This window comes from Bacillus sp. FSL R5-0512 (genome assembly GCF_038593295.1).
Lineage (GTDB): Bacteria > Bacillota > Bacilli > Bacillales > Bacillaceae > Bacillus > Bacillus safensis.
In genome coordinates this window covers 3,133,249-3,151,151 of sequence record NZ_CP151982.1, presented here as the reverse complement: position 1 = coordinate 3,151,151, position 17,903 = coordinate 3,133,249, and the positions used below count along the sequence as shown (strand labels likewise).

The 17,903-nt window shown below is 40.2% G+C and carries 19 protein-coding genes; 18 read left to right on the top strand and 1 reads right to left on the bottom strand.

Annotated elements, in window-relative coordinates; translation table 11 throughout:
- Positions 1 to 5 precede the first annotated feature (5 nt).
- The 14 genes from flgL (at position 6) to NSQ25_RS16205 (ending at position 13,709) form a co-directional block, all read left to right on the top strand.
- Positions 6 to 914, top strand: coding sequence for a flagellar hook-associated protein FlgL (gene flgL, locus NSQ25_RS16270; RefSeq protein WP_034281095.1), 909 nt, complete (start codon positions 6 to 8; stop codon positions 912 to 914).
- 46 nt (positions 915 to 960) lie between these two features.
- Positions 961 to 1,539 (top strand): DUF6470 family protein, encoded by a 579-nt coding sequence (locus NSQ25_RS16265; protein ID WP_326135852.1) that lies wholly within the window; start codon positions 961 to 963, stop codon positions 1,537 to 1,539.
- A 28-nt stretch (positions 1,540 to 1,567) separates the two neighbouring features.
- The gene (gene fliW, locus NSQ25_RS16260; RefSeq protein ID WP_024423615.1) at positions 1,568 to 2,002 is read left to right on the top strand and encodes a flagellar assembly protein FliW; all 435 of its coding nucleotides are present in this window, start codon (positions 1,568 to 1,570) and stop codon (positions 2,000 to 2,002) included.
- Positions 1,996 to 2,220 carry a carbon storage regulator CsrA gene (csrA, locus tag NSQ25_RS16255; protein ID WP_008360181.1) on the top strand — a complete coding sequence of 75 codons (225 nt, stop codon included), beginning with the start codon at positions 1,996 to 1,998 and terminating at the stop codon, positions 2,218 to 2,220. Before fliW ends, csrA begins: the two co-directional genes overlap by 7 nt.
- Positions 2,221 to 2,381: 161 nt before the next feature.
- Positions 2,382 to 2,723, top strand: a complete 342-nt coding sequence (gene flaG, locus NSQ25_RS16250) for a flagellar protein FlaG (RefSeq protein WP_326135851.1) — start codon at positions 2,382 to 2,384, stop codon at positions 2,721 to 2,723.
- A gap of 20 nt (positions 2,724 to 2,743) precedes the next feature.
- On the top strand, positions 2,744 to 4,273 hold the full coding sequence (locus NSQ25_RS16245) for a flagellar hook-associated protein 2 (protein WP_326135850.1): 1,530 nt from the start codon (positions 2,744 to 2,746) through the stop codon (positions 4,271 to 4,273).
- A gap of 17 nt (positions 4,274 to 4,290) precedes the next feature.
- A complete protein-coding gene (fliS, locus tag NSQ25_RS16240; RefSeq protein ID WP_041115574.1) occupies positions 4,291 to 4,695 on the top strand; it encodes a flagellar export chaperone FliS in 405 nt (134 codons plus the stop codon).
- On the top strand, positions 4,692 to 5,033 hold the full coding sequence (gene fliT / locus NSQ25_RS16235; RefSeq protein ID WP_041115575.1) for a flagella biosynthesis regulatory protein FliT: 342 nt from the start codon (positions 4,692 to 4,694) through the stop codon (positions 5,031 to 5,033). Before fliS ends, fliT begins: the two co-directional genes overlap by 4 nt.
- A gap of 13 nt (positions 5,034 to 5,046) precedes the next feature.
- The gene (locus NSQ25_RS16230; RefSeq protein WP_046313067.1) at positions 5,047 to 5,427 is read left to right on the top strand and encodes a hypothetical protein; all 381 of its coding nucleotides are present in this window, start codon (positions 5,047 to 5,049) and stop codon (positions 5,425 to 5,427) included.
- 33 nt (positions 5,428 to 5,460) lie between these two features.
- Positions 5,461 to 7,146, top strand: a complete 1,686-nt coding sequence (locus NSQ25_RS16225; protein ID WP_326135849.1) for a methyl-accepting chemotaxis protein — start codon at positions 5,461 to 5,463, stop codon at positions 7,144 to 7,146.
- Between the two features lie 188 nt (positions 7,147 to 7,334).
- Positions 7,335 to 7,898, top strand: a complete 564-nt coding sequence (gene raiA, locus NSQ25_RS16220) for a ribosome-associated translation inhibitor RaiA (RefSeq protein WP_024423608.1) — start codon at positions 7,335 to 7,337, stop codon at positions 7,896 to 7,898.
- Positions 7,899 to 8,096: 198 nt separating this feature from the next.
- Positions 8,097 to 10,622 carry a preprotein translocase subunit SecA gene (gene secA, locus NSQ25_RS16215; protein WP_034281086.1) on the top strand — a complete coding sequence of 842 codons (2,526 nt, stop codon included), beginning with the start codon at positions 8,097 to 8,099 and terminating at the stop codon, positions 10,620 to 10,622.
- Between the two features lie 67 nt (positions 10,623 to 10,689).
- A protein-coding gene (gene prfB / locus NSQ25_RS16210; RefSeq protein ID WP_098677688.1) for a peptide chain release factor 2 occupies positions 10,690 to 11,791 on the top strand; the annotation gives its coding sequence in 2 pieces (ribosomal slippage) (positions 10,690 to 10,761 and positions 10,763 to 11,791; 1,101 coding nt in all).
- Between the two features lie 124 nt (positions 11,792 to 11,915).
- Complete coding sequence (locus NSQ25_RS16205) at positions 11,916 to 13,709, top strand: M3 family oligoendopeptidase (protein WP_081124900.1); 1,794 nt, start codon at positions 11,916 to 11,918, stop codon at positions 13,707 to 13,709.
- A 17-nt stretch (positions 13,710 to 13,726) separates the two neighbouring features.
- On the opposite strand, the gene NSQ25_RS16200 is transcribed toward NSQ25_RS16205, so the two are convergent.
- Positions 13,727 to 14,461 (bottom strand): alpha/beta fold hydrolase, encoded by a 735-nt coding sequence (locus NSQ25_RS16200; RefSeq protein ID WP_326135848.1) that lies wholly within the window; start codon positions 14,459 to 14,461, stop codon positions 13,727 to 13,729.
- A gap of 189 nt (positions 14,462 to 14,650) precedes the next feature.
- Between NSQ25_RS16200 and NSQ25_RS16195 the strand changes: the two genes are divergently transcribed.
- From NSQ25_RS16195 to ftsX, 4 genes are all read left to right on the top strand, one after another.
- Positions 14,651 to 15,499 (top strand): YitT family protein, encoded by an 849-nt coding sequence (locus tag NSQ25_RS16195; RefSeq protein WP_326135847.1) that lies wholly within the window; start codon positions 14,651 to 14,653, stop codon positions 15,497 to 15,499.
- Positions 15,500 to 15,547: 48 nt separating this feature from the next.
- Positions 15,548 to 15,877 carry a cytochrome c551 gene (gene cccB / locus NSQ25_RS16190; protein WP_024423602.1) on the top strand — a complete coding sequence of 110 codons (330 nt, stop codon included), beginning with the start codon at positions 15,548 to 15,550 and terminating at the stop codon, positions 15,875 to 15,877.
- Positions 15,878 to 16,260: 383 nt separating this feature from the next.
- The gene (gene ftsE / locus NSQ25_RS16185; RefSeq protein WP_024423601.1) at positions 16,261 to 16,947 is read left to right on the top strand and encodes a cell division ATP-binding protein FtsE; all 687 of its coding nucleotides are present in this window, start codon (positions 16,261 to 16,263) and stop codon (positions 16,945 to 16,947) included.
- On the top strand, positions 16,940 to 17,830 hold the full coding sequence (gene ftsX / locus NSQ25_RS16180; RefSeq protein WP_034281079.1) for a permease-like cell division protein FtsX: 891 nt from the start codon (positions 16,940 to 16,942) through the stop codon (positions 17,828 to 17,830). The genes ftsE and ftsX overlap by 8 nt, the downstream gene beginning before the upstream one ends.
- Positions 17,831 to 17,903 lie beyond the last annotated feature (73 nt).

Genomic DNA, 17,903 nt, shown 5'->3' with positions numbered 1-17,903 from the left:
AACAGATGCGAGTCACACAAGGTATGATTTCTCAAAACTCACTTCGAAATATTAGTAAAAGTTATGAAAAACTTTCTAAAATTAATGAGCAGGCACAAACAGGCAAACGTTTTACAAAAACGTCTGATGATCCTGTTGCAGCAGTAAAAAGCCTTCAATATAGTACTGCCTTGTTCCGAAATGAACAATATAAAAATAACTTAAATGAAGCACAAAACTGGATTGATACATCTGAAACAAGTGTCACTGAAATCATTGATATTATGTCAAATATACGAGATAAAGTGCTTGATGCGGCAAATGGAACAAAGCAGCCCGAAGATTTAGCAGCTATCGGAGTGGAAATTGGCCAGATGAAGAATCAAATCATTGATGCAATGAACACTCAAATGCTAGGTAAGTTCGTATTTAATGGGACAAATACAAATGTTAAACCAGTTGTTGAGAATGCAGACGGAACGTATACATTTAACTTCGAAAATTATACAGATGCGAATGCTGTTCAAGCGAATATTTCTGATGGTATCACTTTAAATGTAAACTCAAATCCAATCTCAGCGTTTGGCGGACAGGCTAACGGTCAAAATGTCATTGAAATGCTGACTGATTTAGAAAACTCATTGAAAAATGGAACGTTTGCGAATTCTGATGATGCATTAGGAAGTATCGATCAGTTTAAAGAAGTAATGAGTGCTGAGCGATCTGACCTAGGAGCGCGTTCGAATCGTGTTGACTTAGTAGGAAGTCGTTTGACTTCACAATTTCAAGTACTGAAAAATGCTAAATCAGATAATGAAGATGTTGAAAGTGAAAAGGCAATTCTTGATCTTCTTCAACAAGAGACGGTGAATAGAGCTGCTTTAGCGACAACAGCGAAAGTCATTCAGCCATCCCTTGTAGATTTCTTAAGATAATAAAAAGCATCCGATGGGTGCTTTTTTGCATCATGGAGGTGAACATATGCAAATCCCTAGATTGTTAATGCAGCAAACCTATGCAAAGCTTCAAATGTCGACAACTCCTTCCCGGCAAGAAGTAGAGCAGCCACAAGCTGATCTTGAGATTCAGCAGCCACGAGCTGTCATGAATATCAAAAGGACACCGTCGAAATTAACCATTGATCAAACCGAGGCATTTGCCGATATGGACATCAAGTCAATTTTTAGACGTTCTGAGGAATGGGCAGCTGAGGGGAAGCGTGCTGTTGGAGAAGGAATGGGTCGAAGAGCGGAAGAAGGAAGTGAACTCATCAAGATCGAGAATGGTGGGAATGCGATTACTGAGTTTGCCAAAATCAATGGCAGTCCCCCAGCAAAACAATTCACCATTGGTGTGATACCTTCATTCTTTAGTGTGAAAATTCACTATCAGCCTTCTGAGCTTCAAATTGATGTGGAGCCGCAAAAAGCTATCATAGAGGCCACACCTCATAAACCAATCGTTAACTACCAGCCAGGTAAGGTCAATATTGATATGTTACAATACCCAGAATTAAAAATAGAAGTTGACGAAACGGGCCAAAATGGTGATAAGGTATAGTTAAGAAAAATGAAAAAGGTCGTGAATTATGATCATTCAAACAAAATACCATGGTGAAGTGACAATCAAAGAGGAGCAAATCATTCACTTCTCTAACGGGATACCAGGATTTCTGGATCAAAAACAGTTTGTCATTTTGCCTTTATCAGAAGAGTCTCCATTTTTAGTTCTTCAATCATTAAATAACTCGGCATTAGGTTTTATCGTCAGCAGCCCGTTTTTATTCTTCAATCAATACGAATTTGATTTAGACGAAACGGTTGTAGACATTCTGGAAGTAGAAGATGCTAATGATGTGGAAGTAATGGTTATTTTAACAATGGAATCATCTATTGAAAAAACAACAGCCAATTTAAGAGCGCCTATTATTGTGAACCGGAAAAACATGAAAGCCAAGCAGGTGATTTTGCATGATTCAGCCTATCATACAAAACATTTGTTAGAGGTGGCATCCTCATGTTAGTGCTGTCTCGTAAATTAAACCAGTCGATTCAAATAGGCGATGATATTGAAGTCAAGATTATTTCAATCGAAGGCGATCAAGTGAAAGTCGGGATTGAGGCTCCTAAGCACATCGATATTCACAGGAAAGAAGTGTACCTGTCAATTCAAGAAGAGAACAATCGTGCTGCTAGTTTATCCTTAGATCTCCTCTCTCAATTATCCTCACAAAAAAAGTGAGGATTTTTTTATCGCATTCAGCTGTCCTTCTCCGTGTGAAAGCGTTTCGATACAGATGTTCATGATCTATAGGAAACTTTAACAAATCGGTCCATCTATATTTAATTTGCAAATTCAAAGCCGATATAAAAGATAGATTAAAGCACAGGAGCTGAATAACTATGTCTGTTGGTAAGTTGACATCGCTAGAGCCAATTATCGATGCATTTCAAACCCGTGTTTCTAATAGCCAGAATGACAATGTAAACTCTGACTCACAAGCAAATGGCAGGGCTGTTTCAAAAGAAGAAATTGAAAAAACGCTTCAAGGGGCAAACAAGCTGATTGAACCTACTCAATTTCATCTTCAATTTGAATTACATGAAAAACTCAACGAATATTATGTCAAAGTCGTAGATAACCAAACAGATGAAGTCATTAGAGAAATTCCTTCCAAGGAATGGCTTGATTTCTATGCAGCAATGACAGAAATTGTCGGTTTATTTGTAGATAAAAGAATGTAAATGAAGGGAGAACATAAATAATGGTCAATCGTATTACTGGATTTTCAAATGTGTTCGATATTGATGAAATCGTATCAAAGCTGATGAAAACGGAGCAAGCACCACTTGATACAATGACGCGTCAGAAACAAACACTTGAATGGCAAAGAGACAGCTATCGCGAGGTTAACTCGAAAATTAAAGAATTAGATGATTTGATTAACAGTTTAAACTTAACGCGTCCAAGTACATATGGCGCCAAAAAGGTGACAAGCTCTAATGAATCTGCTGTCACAGCAACTGGATCAACAAATGCGACCTCTGGCTCTATTCATGTCACTCAGCTAGCGACAGCTTCAGTCTTCAAATCCTCTGGTACATCTGGATTTACACCAACAAACGGAACGTTTACGTTTGAAGTGACGACACCAGATTCGACAAAACCAAAAACGGTGACAATCAATACTTCTGATACCGATACAATTGATGACATCGTGAAAAAGCTGAACAGCGCGCAATTAGGTGTGACGGCTTACAAAGGCCAAATCTCTGATGGCACTAACTACGTGGATACCATCGCTCTTACTTCTCGAACAACGGGTGAAGGCGTCAGTATTAAAGCAGCTGATGGCAATTCGGCTTCATTTTTAACGCAATTAGGCTTCCAAGTAGATGGAGATAACAAATTAGTTGCGACCACTCAAGGACAGAAGGCGCAATACGAGATTAATGGTCTGAAAATGGAAAATAACAACAATACATTCACGCAGGCTGATATTACGTACGAGCTTAAAGCAACCACAGATAAGCCCGTCAGCTTAAACGTTTCAACAGATGTGGATGCAATATATGATAAAATTAAACAATTTGTTGATAAATATAATGAACTCGTTGAGCAGATTAATGGAAAAGTCAATGAAAAGAAAAACAGAGACTATCATCCATTAACGGCTGAAGAGAAAAAAGCGATGTCTGAAAAAGAAATAGAGCTATGGGAAACGACCGCGAAGTCTGGCTTGCTGAGAAGTGATTCCATTTTACGATCTGGTGCCTCTAAAATAAGAAGTGATTTGTATGCTAATATTACGACAAGTGATGGGAATAAAATTCACCTCACACAAATCGGTATTGAGACATCATCCAAGTATAAAGATGGCGGAAAGCTGGAATTTAGTAAGGATATAAATGGAGTAGAGAAATTAAGAAAAGCCATTGAAGAAGACCCAGAGAAGGTCAGACAAATGTTCATATCGGGTAGTTTAAATGTGGATTCAAAGGATAAAGACAAAGCGCAGCAGCAATATCAAGAACAAGGAATTATCTATCGTGTCAAAAATTCCTTATCAGACTTTTCGAAGAGCATTCAAAAAAAGGCTGGCAGCACAACTATGGAATTAAAGGAATATGGACTTGGTAAGGACCTTGACTCTTTGACAAAACGAATGAGTACATTCCAAGATCGTTTAAAAATGGTTGAAGCCCGTTACTATACGAAGTTTAACGCCATGGATAGTGCGATTCAAAAGCTAAACAACCAATCTGGCTACCTTTCTCAACTGCTTGGACAATAATTGGAGGTTTATAACATATGGCAATACAGAACCCTTATGCCGCCTATCAGAAAAATTCTATTGAGACCGCAACACCTGCCGAGTTGACGCTTATGCTTTATGAAGGTTGCTTAAAGTTCATCAGAATAGCGAAGCATGCCATTCAAAAAGAGGATGCAGAAACGAGAAATGTGAACCTGAAAAAGGCTCAAAACATCATTCAAGAATTAAATGTCACCTTAAATCGTTCCTATGACGTATCAAAGAGTATGGCAAGTATGTATGATTACATTTATCGCAGACTGATAGAAGCCAATCTTCAAAATGACGAAGAGATATTGAATGAAGTAGAAGAGTACGTAACTGATTTTCGTGATGCGTGGAAGGAAGTCATTCAAACCGATCGAAAAGGCCGTCACCACTCTATCGGGGGCTCTCTATGAGTATTGTGGACCAGCTGCACGATCAAACATTAAAAATGGCAGCCGAAATAGCGGAAAATCCGCAAAGTGAGACACTTGTTGAAGACTTTGATGCCTTTTTAATTGAGAGAGACGAATTAATGAGAGATATACAGCATGAATTGACGGATCAAGAAAAAGAGAAAATCCGCGAAATCATCCAAACAGATCAACAGATGGCGAAGCAATTAACGGTTATCCAAAATGGAATAAAGGCAGATATTCAAGCCATACAAAAAAAGAAAACAAAACAGCTGAATTATCAAAATCCATACCAGCCCATAACAAGTGACGGCGTATACTACGATAAACGGAAATAAATAGGTGAGACCTGTGGCGTATCGTTCAAATGACTATATTTTATTAACCACATATTATGAACTTCTATACACGATAGAAGAGAGTCTAAACTATTTAGATGAAATTGAGAAGGATTTTGACAAAACAGAAGGGGATCGGATCTTTAATGATCTGATCCATGCCTTCTTTCATTTAGACACAACACATCCCCTTCTGCTTTCAATTATTGAAAATGATCACTTTGCCAAAACGATTCGTTCGTTTGATCAAATATTTTTAAGTTTTGATGTACTAGCTTTCTATACATTCCCTTCAAATCACTTCCAATCATTCCTGAAAACATACTTTATACCTGAATATAGAAAGTGGATGGATGAAATACATGCCTGTATGAGGCCGTATGTCATTCATTAATTTTTGTCCAATTCAGACCATTCGGAGGAAATTATGAGACTAAAAAATCAATTTTTATTTGGGCTTATTGTCATATGTGTATTGTTTGTCAGTATGTTAGGATTCTCAAGCTTTCTCTATTACAAAACAGATCAATCCTATAAAGCGCTATTAAGCAAGGAAGTGAAGCTTTATCAGACATCGCTGGAATTAGAAACCCTTCTGCAAAAGCAGGAAGCACAGATTAAAACATATGTCGTCGTGCAAGATGCTGAAAATTTGCAGAAAATTGAGCAAACATATGAAGATATTAATAAGAAAACAGCAGAAGCTTCTAAAATGAGTACGGTCAAACAAGCAAAAAATCTATTAGATCAAATCTCAGAAAAAAATTATCTCTACTACACCTCAACAAATCGATTATTTAATTCATTAAATATGCAAAATCAAAAAGAATTCAACACCCGCCTCAGTCAAGAATTACAACCTATCGAACAAGAAATACATACCTTTACAAAAGAATTCGCTCAAAATCAGCTAAAACAACGTGATCAAAAAATCAATCAACTCAATCAAGATAGTAATCAATTATTGCTTACACTCATTTTGGTCAGTGCAGCGATTATTGTTGGCCTTTTGGTGATTGGGATCAGATTTGTTCATCGCATGACAAAACCAATTGTTTCTGTCACAAATGCCGCAAAAAGGATGGCAGATGGTGATCTTACCCTTGAAGAGATTGAAGTGACCTCTAAAAATGAGATTGGTCAACTCGGCACAGCCTTTAATCAAATGACGGCTCATTTGCGTCAGCTTATTTTGCAGGTGCAAAGCGGATCAAGACAGCTTGCTGATTCTGCTGCTCAATTTGAGGAAACCATCAGTCAAACGATATCGGCTAGTGAGCAGACATCCAGCTCGATTGAACAGGTCAGTGAAGCTTCACGTGAACAATCAGATGCGGTCGGAAAAGTGGCATCCGCCATTCAGGAAGTGTCGACTGGCATGCAAAATGCAGCTGTACACACGTCCGATGTTTCGGGTCACTCAATTTCAGTGACTGAAAAGGCTGAAGAGGGTGCCGCCCTTATTCAACAATTTGTGCAACAAATGAGTTCTATTAAAGAGTCTGTGAATGAACACCATTCCACAATGGCCCATGTGCAAGCGCAGTTTACAGGCATTCAAGATCTGTTAGGTCATATCCATGCCATTGCTGACCAGACGAATTTGCTTGCTTTAAACGCAGCTATAGAAGCAGCAAGAGCGGGAGAACATGGAAGAGGCTTTGCAGTTGTAGCAGATGAAGTGAGGAAACTGGCAGAAGAATCTAGTCAGTTGACAGATCAAATTAGTCAATTACTCGAGAATGTGAACAAAGATACAGAAAGGTCATCACAATCAATGACGAAGGTTGAGCGGGATGTAGCAGAGGGTGTAAAAGTATCACAATTATCTGAACAAAGCTTCCATGAAATATTGGAATCTATTCGTGATATTTCAATGAAAGCAGAAGAGCTGTCAGCCACTGCAGAACAAATTTCTGTTAGTACAGAGGAAATTTCTCAAACGGTTGGTTTCATTGAAGAAGGTGCGAAACGAAACTCAGAAGAAACAGAGTACATGTCTGCTGCTGTTGAAGAATCATTAGCGGCCAATGAAGAGATGAAAGCGGCTGCGGAGGATCTAAAATCCTTATCTCAATCGCTGAAAACATCGATTTCATCTTTTACCATTTAATGTACGCTGGTCTTTTTCAAGAATTAGCCGAATATATATTCATCACCTATCAAGCAACAGTTGAAGCACCGTAAAATTCGACAAATTTCAATAAATATTCACATTTTTTTTACGTTTGAGCAGGAGAAAAGGAGGGAAAAGTAGAAATAGGTTTACATATCCTTAATTTTAAAGGAGGCGTTCTTTACATGAATTACAATGTCAGAGGAGAAAACATCGACGTAACACCTGCACTAAGAGATCATGTCGAGAAAAAAATTGGAAAGCTGGAGCGTTATTTTGAGACAGATGTAGATGCTTCAGTCAACGTGAACTTGAAGTTTTACAACGATCAAGAATCTAAAGTTGAGGTTACCATTCCAATGACTGATCTAGCACTTCGAGCTGAGGTGCATAATGAGGATATGTACAATGCAGTAGACCTAGCAGCCAGTAAATTAGAACGTCAAATTAGAAAGCACAAAACAAAAGTAAACCGTAAATTCCGCGAGCAAGGTGCCAAAAAGCACTTATTTGCTGGAGGAAATGGTACGGCTGAAGTAGCAGTTCAAGATGACGAAGAGATTGATGAAACAGAAATCGTCAGACAAAAACGTTTCAACTTAAAGCCGATGGATAGTGAAGAGGCCATTCTCCAAATGAACATGTTAGGTCATAGTTTCTTCGTTTTCACAAATGCTGAGACTAATTTGACCAATGTGGTTTATCGCCGAAATGACGGTAAATATGGACTCATTGAGCCAAACGCTTAAATATCAGTTGATGCTGATTCAAAAACAACCTAAATAAAGTAAACCCGTTCCCTTCATAAGGGGCGGGTTTTTTGTGCGAAATTATGGCAAATTCTTTGGAAATGAAAGAAGGTATGGTATGATAAATGCAGGTAAATATGGACCTGTCAAACTTTTGGACATGCCGAAAAATTGCATGAAATAGAGGAGCGTTATTATATGCTTGGAATCTTAAACAAAGTGTTTGATCCTACGAAACGTACGATCAGCCGATATGAAAAAAAGGCAAATGAAATCGAAGCTCTCGCTCAAGATTTTGAAAAATTATCTGACGAGGCTTTACGAAATAAAACGATTGAATTTAAAGAAAAACTTGAAAAAGGACAATCGGTGGATGACCTGCTGGTTGAAGCGTTTGCAACGGTTCGCGAGGCATCCCGCCGCGTAACAGGAATGTTCCCGTTTAAGGTGCAGCTCATGGGGGGGATCGCGCTTCATGAAGGTAACATCGCTGAAATGAAAACAGGTGAAGGTAAAACATTGACATCAACAATGCCTGTTTATTTAAATGCTCTTTCTGGAAAAGGCGTCCACATCGTGACAGTCAACGAATACTTGGCAAGCCGTGATGCGCAGGAAATGGGCAAAATTTTTGAGTTTCTTGGTTTAACAGTCGGCTTAAACTTAAACAGCTTAGACAAAGATGAAAAAAGAGAAGCGTACGCCGCTGATATCACGTATTCAACAAACAATGAACTCGGCTTTGACTATTTACGGGATAACATGGTGCTTTACAAAGAGCAAATGGTTCAGAGACCGCTTCATTATGCCGTGATCGATGAGGTTGACTCCATTTTAATTGATGAAGCGAGAACACCTCTTATTATTTCTGGACAAGCTGCGAAATCAACAAAGCTTTATGTACAAGCCAATGCATTTGTCCGCACATTAAAAATCGAAGATGATTTCACGTATGATATTAAAACAAAAAGTGTGCAGCTGACTGAAAGCGGAATGACGAAGGCGGAAAAAGCATTCGGCATTGAGAACCTGTTTGATGTCAAACATGTCGCGCTGAACCATCACATCGCTCAGGCGCTGAAGGCACATGTTGCGATGCAAAAAGACGTGGATTATGTAGTAGAAGAAGGCCAAGTAGTCATCGTTGACTCCTTCACAGGACGTTTAATGAAAGGACGCCGTTATAGTGAAGGTCTGCATCAAGCCATCGAGGCAAAAGAAGGTCTTGAAGTGCAGAACGAAAGCATGACACTAGCAACAATTACGTTCCAGAACTACTTCCGTATGTATGAAAAATTATCTGGTATGACTGGTACAGCAAAAACGGAAGAAGAAGAATTCCGTAACATTTACAACATGCAGGTTGTCTCAATCCCGACCAACCAGCCAGTTGTTCGTGATGACAGACCTGATTTAATTTACCGCACAATGGATGGTAAATTTAAAGCAGTGGCTGAGGATGTTGCGCAGCGCTATATGACAGGGCAGCCAGTTCTTGTCGGAACAGTTGCAGTTGAGACATCTGAGCTTATTTCTAAGCTGCTTAAAAATAAAGGCATTCCTCATCAAGTGTTAAACGCAAAAAACCATGAGCGTGAAGCACAAATTATTGAAGAGGCTGGTCAAAAAGGTGCTGTGACCATTGCGACAAACATGGCAGGGCGTGGTACAGACATCAAGCTTGGCGAAGGTGTAAAAGAACTTGGAGGTCTGGCTGTTATCGGGACAGAGCGTCATGAATCCCGTCGTATTGATAACCAGCTTCGCGGACGTTCTGGACGTCAAGGAGACCCAGGGATTACCCAATTCTATCTCTCCATGGAAGATGAATTGATGCGCCGATTTGGTGCAGAGCGGACGATGGCGATGCTTGACCGCTTTGGCATGGATGACTCTACACCAATCCAAAGTAAAATGGTGTCTAAAGCCGTTGAATCATCTCAAAAACGTGTAGAGGGGAACAACTTTGATTCCCGTAAGCAGCTTCTGCAATATGACGATGTGCTTCGTCAACAGCGTGAAGTAATCTACAAACAGCGTTTTGAAGTCATCGATTCTGACAACTTAAAATCAATTGTCATCAATATGATCCAATCTTCAATTGAGCGTGCGGTGGGATCTTATACGCCAAAAGAAGAGCTGCCTGAAGAATGGAAACTAGATGGTCTTGTTGAATTAATCAACACGAACTATTTAGACGAAGGTGCCATTACGGTCAAAGATATCTTCGGTAAAGAAGCAGATGAAATCACAACCTTCATCATGGATCGTATTAAAGAAAAATATGATGCAAAAGAAGAAACATTTGGCGAAGAACAAATGCGTGAATTTGAAAAAGTCATCGTTCTTCGTGCGGTGGATTCGAAGTGGATGGACCATATCGATGCAATGGATCAGCTGCGTCAAGGTATTCATTTACGTGCGTACGCACAAACGAATCCGCTTCGTGAATACCAAATGGAAGGATTTGCGATGTTTGAGCATATGGTTGCTTCAATTGAAGATGATGTGGCCAAGTATGTCTTGAAATCAGAAATCCAAAACAACCTAGAACGTGAAGAAGTGGTTCAAGGTCAAACAACGGCTCATCAGCCGCAAGAGGGTGATGAGGAGAAGACAGTGAAGAAGAAGCCGGTACGTAAAGTCGTAGACATTGGACGAAACTCCCCATGTCATTGCGGAAGCGGCAAGAAATATAAAAATTGTCATGGGAAGACAGAATAAGTAATGGAAAGAGGTGAAAACCTCTTTCTATTCATGTCAGCCCCCATACATCTATGAGGTGAAGGATATGGAATTAGTAGAAATTAGACAAGAGCTTGAAAATATGGCTAGCAGGCTAGCTGATTTTAGGGGGTCTCTTTGACTTAGAAACAAAAGAGGCCAAAATCGCAGAGCTTGAAGCGACGATGTCAGAGGCTGATTTTTGGAATGATCAGCAAAAGGCTCAAGGCGTTATCAATGAAGCCAATGCACTGAAGGATTCTGTGAATTCCTATCATGAGCTCAGTGAATCGCATGAAGAGCTGCAAATGACGCATGACTTATTAAAGGAAGATTATGACGAGGAGCTTCATGCAGAGCTTGAAAAAGAGCTGAAGAACTTAACGAAGCAGTTTAACGAATTTGAGCTGCAGCTTCTCTTAAGCGAACCTTATGATAAAAACAATGCCATTCTGGAGCTTCACCCAGGTGCAGGCGGTACTGAATCACAGGACTGGGGTTCTATGCTTCTGCGAATGTACACTCGCTGGGCAGAGCGCAGAGGCTTTAAGGTCGAAACGCTTGATTACCTTCCAGGTGATGAGGCAGGGATTAAGTCTGTGACTTTGCTCATCAAAGGGCATAACGCGTACGGTTACTTAAAAGCTGAAAAAGGTGTCCATCGTTTGGTTCGTATTTCTCCTTTTGATTCTTCTGGCCGCAGACATACATCCTTCGTTTCCTGTGATGTCATGCCGGAATTCAATGAAGAAATTGATATTGATATTCGGACAGAGGATATCAAGGTAGATACGTACCGTGCAAGCGGAGCAGGTGGCCAGCACGTTAATACGACGGACTCTGCTGTTCGTATCACACACATTCCAACGAATGTCGTCGTGACGTGCCAAACAGAAAGATCACAAATTAAAAACAGAGAACGTGCGATGAAAATGCTGAAATCGAAACTTTATCAAAAACGGATCGAAGAACAGCAGGCAGAATTGGATGAAATCAGAGGAGAGCAGAAAGAAATTGGCTGGGGAAGCCAAATCCGCTCTTATGTATTCCACCCTTATTCTCTTGTGAAAGACCATCGAACCAATACGGAGATGGGAAATGTTCAAGCGGTGATGGATGGAGATTTAGATTCATTTATCGATGCGTACCTACGTTCGAAATTATCATAAAAACTCGGCTTCTTGCCGGGTTTTTTTAATTGTGAGAAAATATAATGAATATAAAGGTATATATACGACATACTGATTCTATATCCTTTGTATGATGAAATTAGCAAATAAAGGGGGAAATATTTTGGGATTAACACCATTGCAAGAAACGTGGGATTTAGATGCCTTTTTTAAAGGAGGCAGTTCTTCACCAGAATTTAAGACATACCTGCAAAACATTCAGCAGCTACTAGATGAATTACGACAAAAGGTGGATGCCTTTTCAAAAGAAGATACACACATTGAAAGCCAATTAACGTCTGTCCTTGACGCGTATGAAACTACATATAAAAAATTGTCTCAAGCAGGTTCATTTGTATCCTGCCTACAAGCTCAAAATACGAAGGATATGAAGGCAGGCAGCCTTCGAGGTACGATTGCCAACCTAGAAGCTGATTTAGGAACCATCCTTGCACTGTTTGATCAAGCGCTAGCTGCTATCCCTGCAAACAAGTGGGAAGAATTGATGAATTCAGCAGCCTTTTCAGATGTCCGCTACATATTAAATGAGCGAAGAGACCGTGTGAAGGATCAATTACCTGTTGAACAAGAAACGCTGATTCAAAAGCTGGCTGTAGATGGGTACCATGCGTGGGATGAGCTTTATTCCAGCTTAGTCAATAAAATTACCATTCCGTTTGAACAGCATGGAGAAACGCAGATGATCTCTGTAGGCCAAGCAGAAAATGCTATGGATGATTCAGATCGTGAAGTCAGAAAGGCCGTTTATCACAACCTAGAGCATGCATGGAAGCAGGATGAACATTTATTTGCTAGTACGCTCAATCACCTTGCTGGTTTTCGTTTGCAAGTGTATGAAGCAAGGGGCTGGGATCACATTTTAAAAGAACCGCTTGAAATTTGCCGGATGAAACAAGAAACCCTTGATGCAATGTGGTCTGTGATTGATGAACATAAGCAGCCATTCATTGATTATTTACACCGAAAAGCTGACATGCTTGGAGTGGATAAACTGAGCTGGTTCGATGTTGGGGCTCCTATCGGCAGTGAGACCAAAATCTATCCTTATCAAGAAGCAGCTGCTTTTATTGTGAAACATTTCGCAGGATTTGGAGAAGAGCTCGCTGCTTTTACAGAAAAAGCCTTTAATGAACGCTGGGTAGAAGCTGAGGACCGTCCAAACAAACGGGTAGGCGGCTTTTGTACAAATTTCCCTGACAGCGGAGAATCACGTATTTTTATGACTTTCTCAGGAAGTCCATCCAATGTGGCGACACTAGCGCATGAGCTTGGTCATTCGTTTCATCAGGAAGTGATGCAGGATGTTCGCATACTGAATCGCAAATACGCAATGAATGTAGCTGAAACAGCGTCGACATTCGCAGAAATGATTGTAGCTGATGCCTCATTAAAAGAAGCCGCAAATGAAGAGGAGCGGCTCAGCCTGTTAGAGGATAAGCTGCAGCGCAGTGTAGCTTTCTTCATGAACATTCAATCTCGTTTCTTATTTGAACAGCGCTTTTATGAAGAGCGTAAACAAGGAGAAGTGCCGGCTGACAGATTGAATGAATTGATGGTCGAAGCGCAGAAGGAAGCGTTCGGTGACTCATTAGATGAATACCATCCGCATTTCTGGGCTTCTAAGCTGCATTTCCATATCACGAATGTTCCATTTTATAATTTTCCATACACCTTTGGATACATGTTCTCGTTAGGAATTTACGCAAAAGCATTGCAGGCTGGTACATCGTTTGAAGAGAAATACATTGCATTATTAAAGGATACTGCTTCAATGACAGTAGAAGATTTAGCCAAAAAGCATCTAGGCGTTGACCTTACCCAAAAAGCATTTTGGGAAGAAGCCATTCGTTTGGCTGTAGCAGATGCTGAAGAATTTTTAGAGGTGACAAAAAAATAAAAAATGAAAAGCTCCTATTATGGGAGCTTTTTTGCTGGCTTCAGCCAGTCAAGCATTGTCTGGATGAGATCATTTTGCTGCGACAGGGCTGGAATGTCCGCTGGCTGATCCCCTTTTTGTTTGCCATACATGCCAAACTGCGCATGATTTCCGCCTTTTATTTCATGAAAAACGGTTTGAGACGGCAGATTTGTTTTCGATTTTTTGATTTTTTCTTGTGTTGCCAGCCCATCCTTTTCACCTGAAATAGAGAGGATTTTTAGTGACGATTGTTTCAGGTCATCTGATGCTGGATAAGATGCTAGGAAAAAGAGTCCATCGAGCTTGCTCTGATTTTTTTCTGCAAACATAGCGGCAGCTGCCCCGCCAAGTGAATGTCCGCCAATATACCAGTGTTTGATCGATTGGTGATCTTTGATGATGTCCTGCGCTTTGTTTGGATTGAAGATCGCAAAGGAAAATGGCATGTCAGGGATAAAGACAGAGTAGCCTTTTTTCATCAGCGTATCCCCGATATAGGCATACGCAAGTGGTTCCACCTTTGCCCCAGGATAGAGAATGATGCCAGTATCACTTTTTGATGCTTCAAATGTATAAACATTGTTTTTATGTTCCACTTGCTCCATGTTTACTTGTTTTTTTAATGCTTCTGATGGTCCATATGTAAAGCGGCTCCATGTATAGAAAGCACCAAAAGCTAAGATGATCAGTGCAAGTAATGTCATACCTGTTATCTTCAGTATTTTCTTCATCGCATGCCCCTTCTTTCTCATGTACATATTAAATATACCATCAATTCATCCTATGCCAACCGGCAAGTACGCTATTCCGTCTGTGTGATAAAGTATTAATCCATTAGCACTGCATTTGGCTGTTATTTACAATCGTTTTAAGAGGGATTAAAATAGGTGTGCATTCAGAAGTAACGGAGGAAGAAAGACATGAAGCAGGGACATTCACAATTTTGGATCGAAGTGAAAAATTATTTGTTCATTTTAATCGGATCTGCCGTCGTGGCGATTGGTTTTAATACGTTATTATTACCGAATCAGATTGCAGCAGGCGGTGTGAGCGGCATTAGTACCATTATGCAGTCATTCGGCTTTGAAGCGGCGTATGTGCAATGGGGGCTTAATATTCCCCTGTTTATCGCTGGCTTTTATTTATTAGGCGGTACATTTGGAGTGAAAACACTCGTTGGCTCGATTTTTTTACCTTTCATGGTGTTTGTCACAAGACATATTGCACCTGTCACACATGAAGCACTGCTGGCGGCTATATTTGGCGGTGTGGTCATTGGGATCGGAATAGGGCTCGTGTTCCTTGGGAATGGATCAACGGGTGGAACAGCACTCGCTGCCAAAATCATCAATAAGTACACAGGACTCACGCTAGGCACCTGTTTAGCGATGATGGACGGCTTGATTGTTCTGGCTGCGATGACGGTCTTTGGAATCGAAGAGGGGCTGTACGCGGTCATTGGTGTGTTTATTTCTAGTAAAACGATTGATGTGGTACAGGCTGGCTTCAGTCATTCAAAAATGGCAATGATCATTACAGGGCATGAAGATGAGGTCAGACAGGCGGTTTTTGATCAAATTGACCGCGGTGTGACGAAGATCTCAGCAGTCGGAGGATATACCGATCATGACCGCCCAATTTTGATGTGTGTCGTTGGGCAGTCACAATTCACAAAGTTGAAACAAGTGGTGAAAGCAATCGATGCATCAGCATTTGTCATTGTGATGGATGCAAAAGAGGTGCTTGGTGAGGGTTTTAAAAGGGCATAAACAAGGATATAATAGCGTTGACCAAATGATTGTAAGGGAGGGAAATAGATGAAAAAAAGCGGATTAACGATGCTGTTTGCAGCGATGCTTCTTGTTCTCGCGGCTTGTGGAGGAAATTCAAGCAGCAGCGACAAAGAAGGCAGCAAAAGTGCATCATCTGTGAGCAGTGGTGAGGAGATCTATCAGCAAAACTGTATTGGCTGTCATGGGAAAGACCTATCTGGCGGAGGCGGTCCAAGCCTGAAGGAAGTAGGGAAGAAATATAATGAAAGCCAAATCGCAGATATTGCGCAAAACGGTAAAGGCTCTATGCCAAGCGGTATGGTAGATGAGAAGCAGGCAAAAGAAGTAGCAAAATGGCTTGCAGAGAAAAAATAAAACCTTTGTCTAATCGACAAGGTTTTTTTGTTTTTTTATATGTAGAAAAAGACTTTTGGATAGTATGAAAACGCATTATATTAAATTTTATTTAAAAAATAAGGGTATAAAGGCATGTTTTTTGGTTTTGGTTGTTCTATTTACCTTTTATTTATAAGTTTTGAAATATAAATGTAATACCATTGCGTCGATTCATGACGTATAATTGGAGTTGTTGAAATTTAGACGATTCAATTTTTTCATCTTTTTGGATGAAAAGGACATAAATTGTTAGTAAGTATCGAAGGGTATGTGCGTGACCATACATAACGTTTTTTGACGAGAAGTGTCAAAACATCATGATAAGCTGTTAGTCAGCGAATAAGAAAAGATTAGGTGATTACATGATTCAAATGAAGGAAGTCTACAAGATCTATCCTAATGGCGTAAAGGCGATCAATGGAATCAATGTCTCTATCCATCCAGGAGAGTTTGTGTATGTTGTTGGTCCCAGTGGTGCTGGTAAATCCACTTTCATCAAAATGATGTATCGTGAAGAGAAGCCAACCAAAGGGCAAATCTTAATTAATAACAAAGATTTAGGCTCAATGAAGGAAAAAGAAATACCTTACGTAAGAAGAGAAATTGGCGTAGTATTCCAAGATTTCAAGCTGCTCCCAACTCTTACTGTGTTTGAGAACGTAGCATTTGCTCTTGAAGTGATTGGTGAACAGCCTCATATCATTAAGAAAAAAGTGCTTGATGTTCTCGATCTGGTTCAGCTAAAGCACAGAGCGCGTCAATTTCCTGACCAGCTGTCCGGCGGTGAACAGCAGCGTGTGTCTATCGCCCGCTCGATTGTTAATAGCCCTGAGGTCGTCATTGCAGATGAGCCGACAGGAAACCTTGATCCAGACACTTCTTGGGAAATCATGAAGACGCTCGAAGAGATTAATAACCGCGGAACAACAGTGGTTATGGCGACACACAACAAAGAAATTGTAAACACCATGAAGAAACGCGTCATCGCAATCGAAGATGGAATGATTGTGCGTGACGAAGCAAGAGGGGAGTACGGAATTTATGATTAAAACTCTCTCGCGGCATTTACGTGAGAGCTTCCGTTCACTTGGAAGAAACACGTGGATGACATTTGCATCAATTAGTGCGGTTACTGTCACATTGATTTTAGTTGGGGTTTTCCTTGTGATTATGCTCAACTTGAATAACATGGCATCGAACGCTGAAAAAGAAGTAGAAGTAAAAGTATTAATCGAATTAACGGCGAATCAAAAGCAGCAGGATGAATTAAAAGCAGAAATTGAAAAGATTCCTGAAATCAGTAATGTGAAGTACTCATCTAAAGATGACGAACTGAAAGCACTGATTAAAAGCTTCGGAGAAAATGGACAATCCATGGGACTTGTTGATCAAGAAAATCCATTAAACGATGCGTTTATTGTGAAAACAACAGATCCTCACGATACACCAAAAGTAGCAAAGAAATTAGAAAACCTAAAGGGTACATATAAAGTAACCTATGGAAAAGAAGAGGTCAGCCGACTCTTCAATGTAGTTGGAGTAGCGCGTAATGTCGGCATTGTGCTCATTATTGGGCTGTTATTTACAGCTATGTTCTTAATCTCCAATACGATCAAAATTACGATTTTTGCTAGACGTAAAGAAATTGAGATTATGAAGCTGGTAGGTGCAACGAACTGGTTTATCCGCTGGCCATTCTTCATTGAAGGATTATTGCTTGGTGTATTTGGTTCCATTATACCAATTGCCCTATTGCTTGGCACGTATCAATATGCAGTTGGCTGGGTCGCACCGAGAGTACAAGGCTCATTTATTTCAATGCTTCCATACAATCCGTTTGTCTATCAAGTATCACTGGTCCTGCTAGTGATCGGTGCAATCATTGGTGTATGGGGAAGCTTAACGTCTATCCGTAAATTCTTAAAAGTATAAATATATTTTGATGGCAGCATTCGAGGATTCTATAGAAGATGTGACCGGTTGACCCGATTCATCCGGTCGGCTC

Coding starts and splice junctions, on each gene's coding strand:
- flgL (WP_034281095.1), top strand. CDS start 6: ATGCGAGTCACACAAGGTATGATTTCTCAAAACTCACTTCGAAATATT.
- NSQ25_RS16265 (WP_326135852.1), top strand. CDS start 961: ATGCAAATCCCTAGATTGTTAATGCAGCAAACCTATGCAAAGCTTCAA.
- fliW (WP_024423615.1), top strand. CDS start 1,568: ATGATCATTCAAACAAAATACCATGGTGAAGTGACAATCAAAGAGGAG.
- csrA (WP_008360181.1), top strand. CDS start 1,996: ATGTTAGTGCTGTCTCGTAAATTAAACCAGTCGATTCAAATAGGCGAT.
- flaG (WP_326135851.1), top strand. CDS start 2,382: ATGTCTGTTGGTAAGTTGACATCGCTAGAGCCAATTATCGATGCATTT.
- NSQ25_RS16245 (WP_326135850.1), top strand. CDS start 2,744: ATGGTCAATCGTATTACTGGATTTTCAAATGTGTTCGATATTGATGAA.
- fliS (WP_041115574.1), top strand. CDS start 4,291: ATGGCAATACAGAACCCTTATGCCGCCTATCAGAAAAATTCTATTGAG.
- fliT (WP_041115575.1), top strand. CDS start 4,692: ATGAGTATTGTGGACCAGCTGCACGATCAAACATTAAAAATGGCAGCC.
- NSQ25_RS16225 (WP_326135849.1), top strand. CDS start 5,461: ATGAGACTAAAAAATCAATTTTTATTTGGGCTTATTGTCATATGTGTA.
- raiA (WP_024423608.1), top strand. CDS start 7,335: ATGAATTACAATGTCAGAGGAGAAAACATCGACGTAACACCTGCACTA.
- secA (WP_034281086.1), top strand. CDS start 8,097: ATGCTTGGAATCTTAAACAAAGTGTTTGATCCTACGAAACGTACGATC.
- NSQ25_RS16200 (WP_326135848.1), bottom strand. CDS start 14,461: ATGAAGAAAATACTGAAGATAACAGGTATGACATTACTTGCACTGATC.
- NSQ25_RS16195 (WP_326135847.1), top strand. CDS start 14,651: ATGAAGCAGGGACATTCACAATTTTGGATCGAAGTGAAAAATTATTTG.
- cccB (WP_024423602.1), top strand. CDS start 15,548: ATGAAAAAAAGCGGATTAACGATGCTGTTTGCAGCGATGCTTCTTGTT.
- ftsE (WP_024423601.1), top strand. CDS start 16,261: ATGATTCAAATGAAGGAAGTCTACAAGATCTATCCTAATGGCGTAAAG.
- ftsX (WP_034281079.1), top strand. CDS start 16,940: ATGATTAAAACTCTCTCGCGGCATTTACGTGAGAGCTTCCGTTCACTT.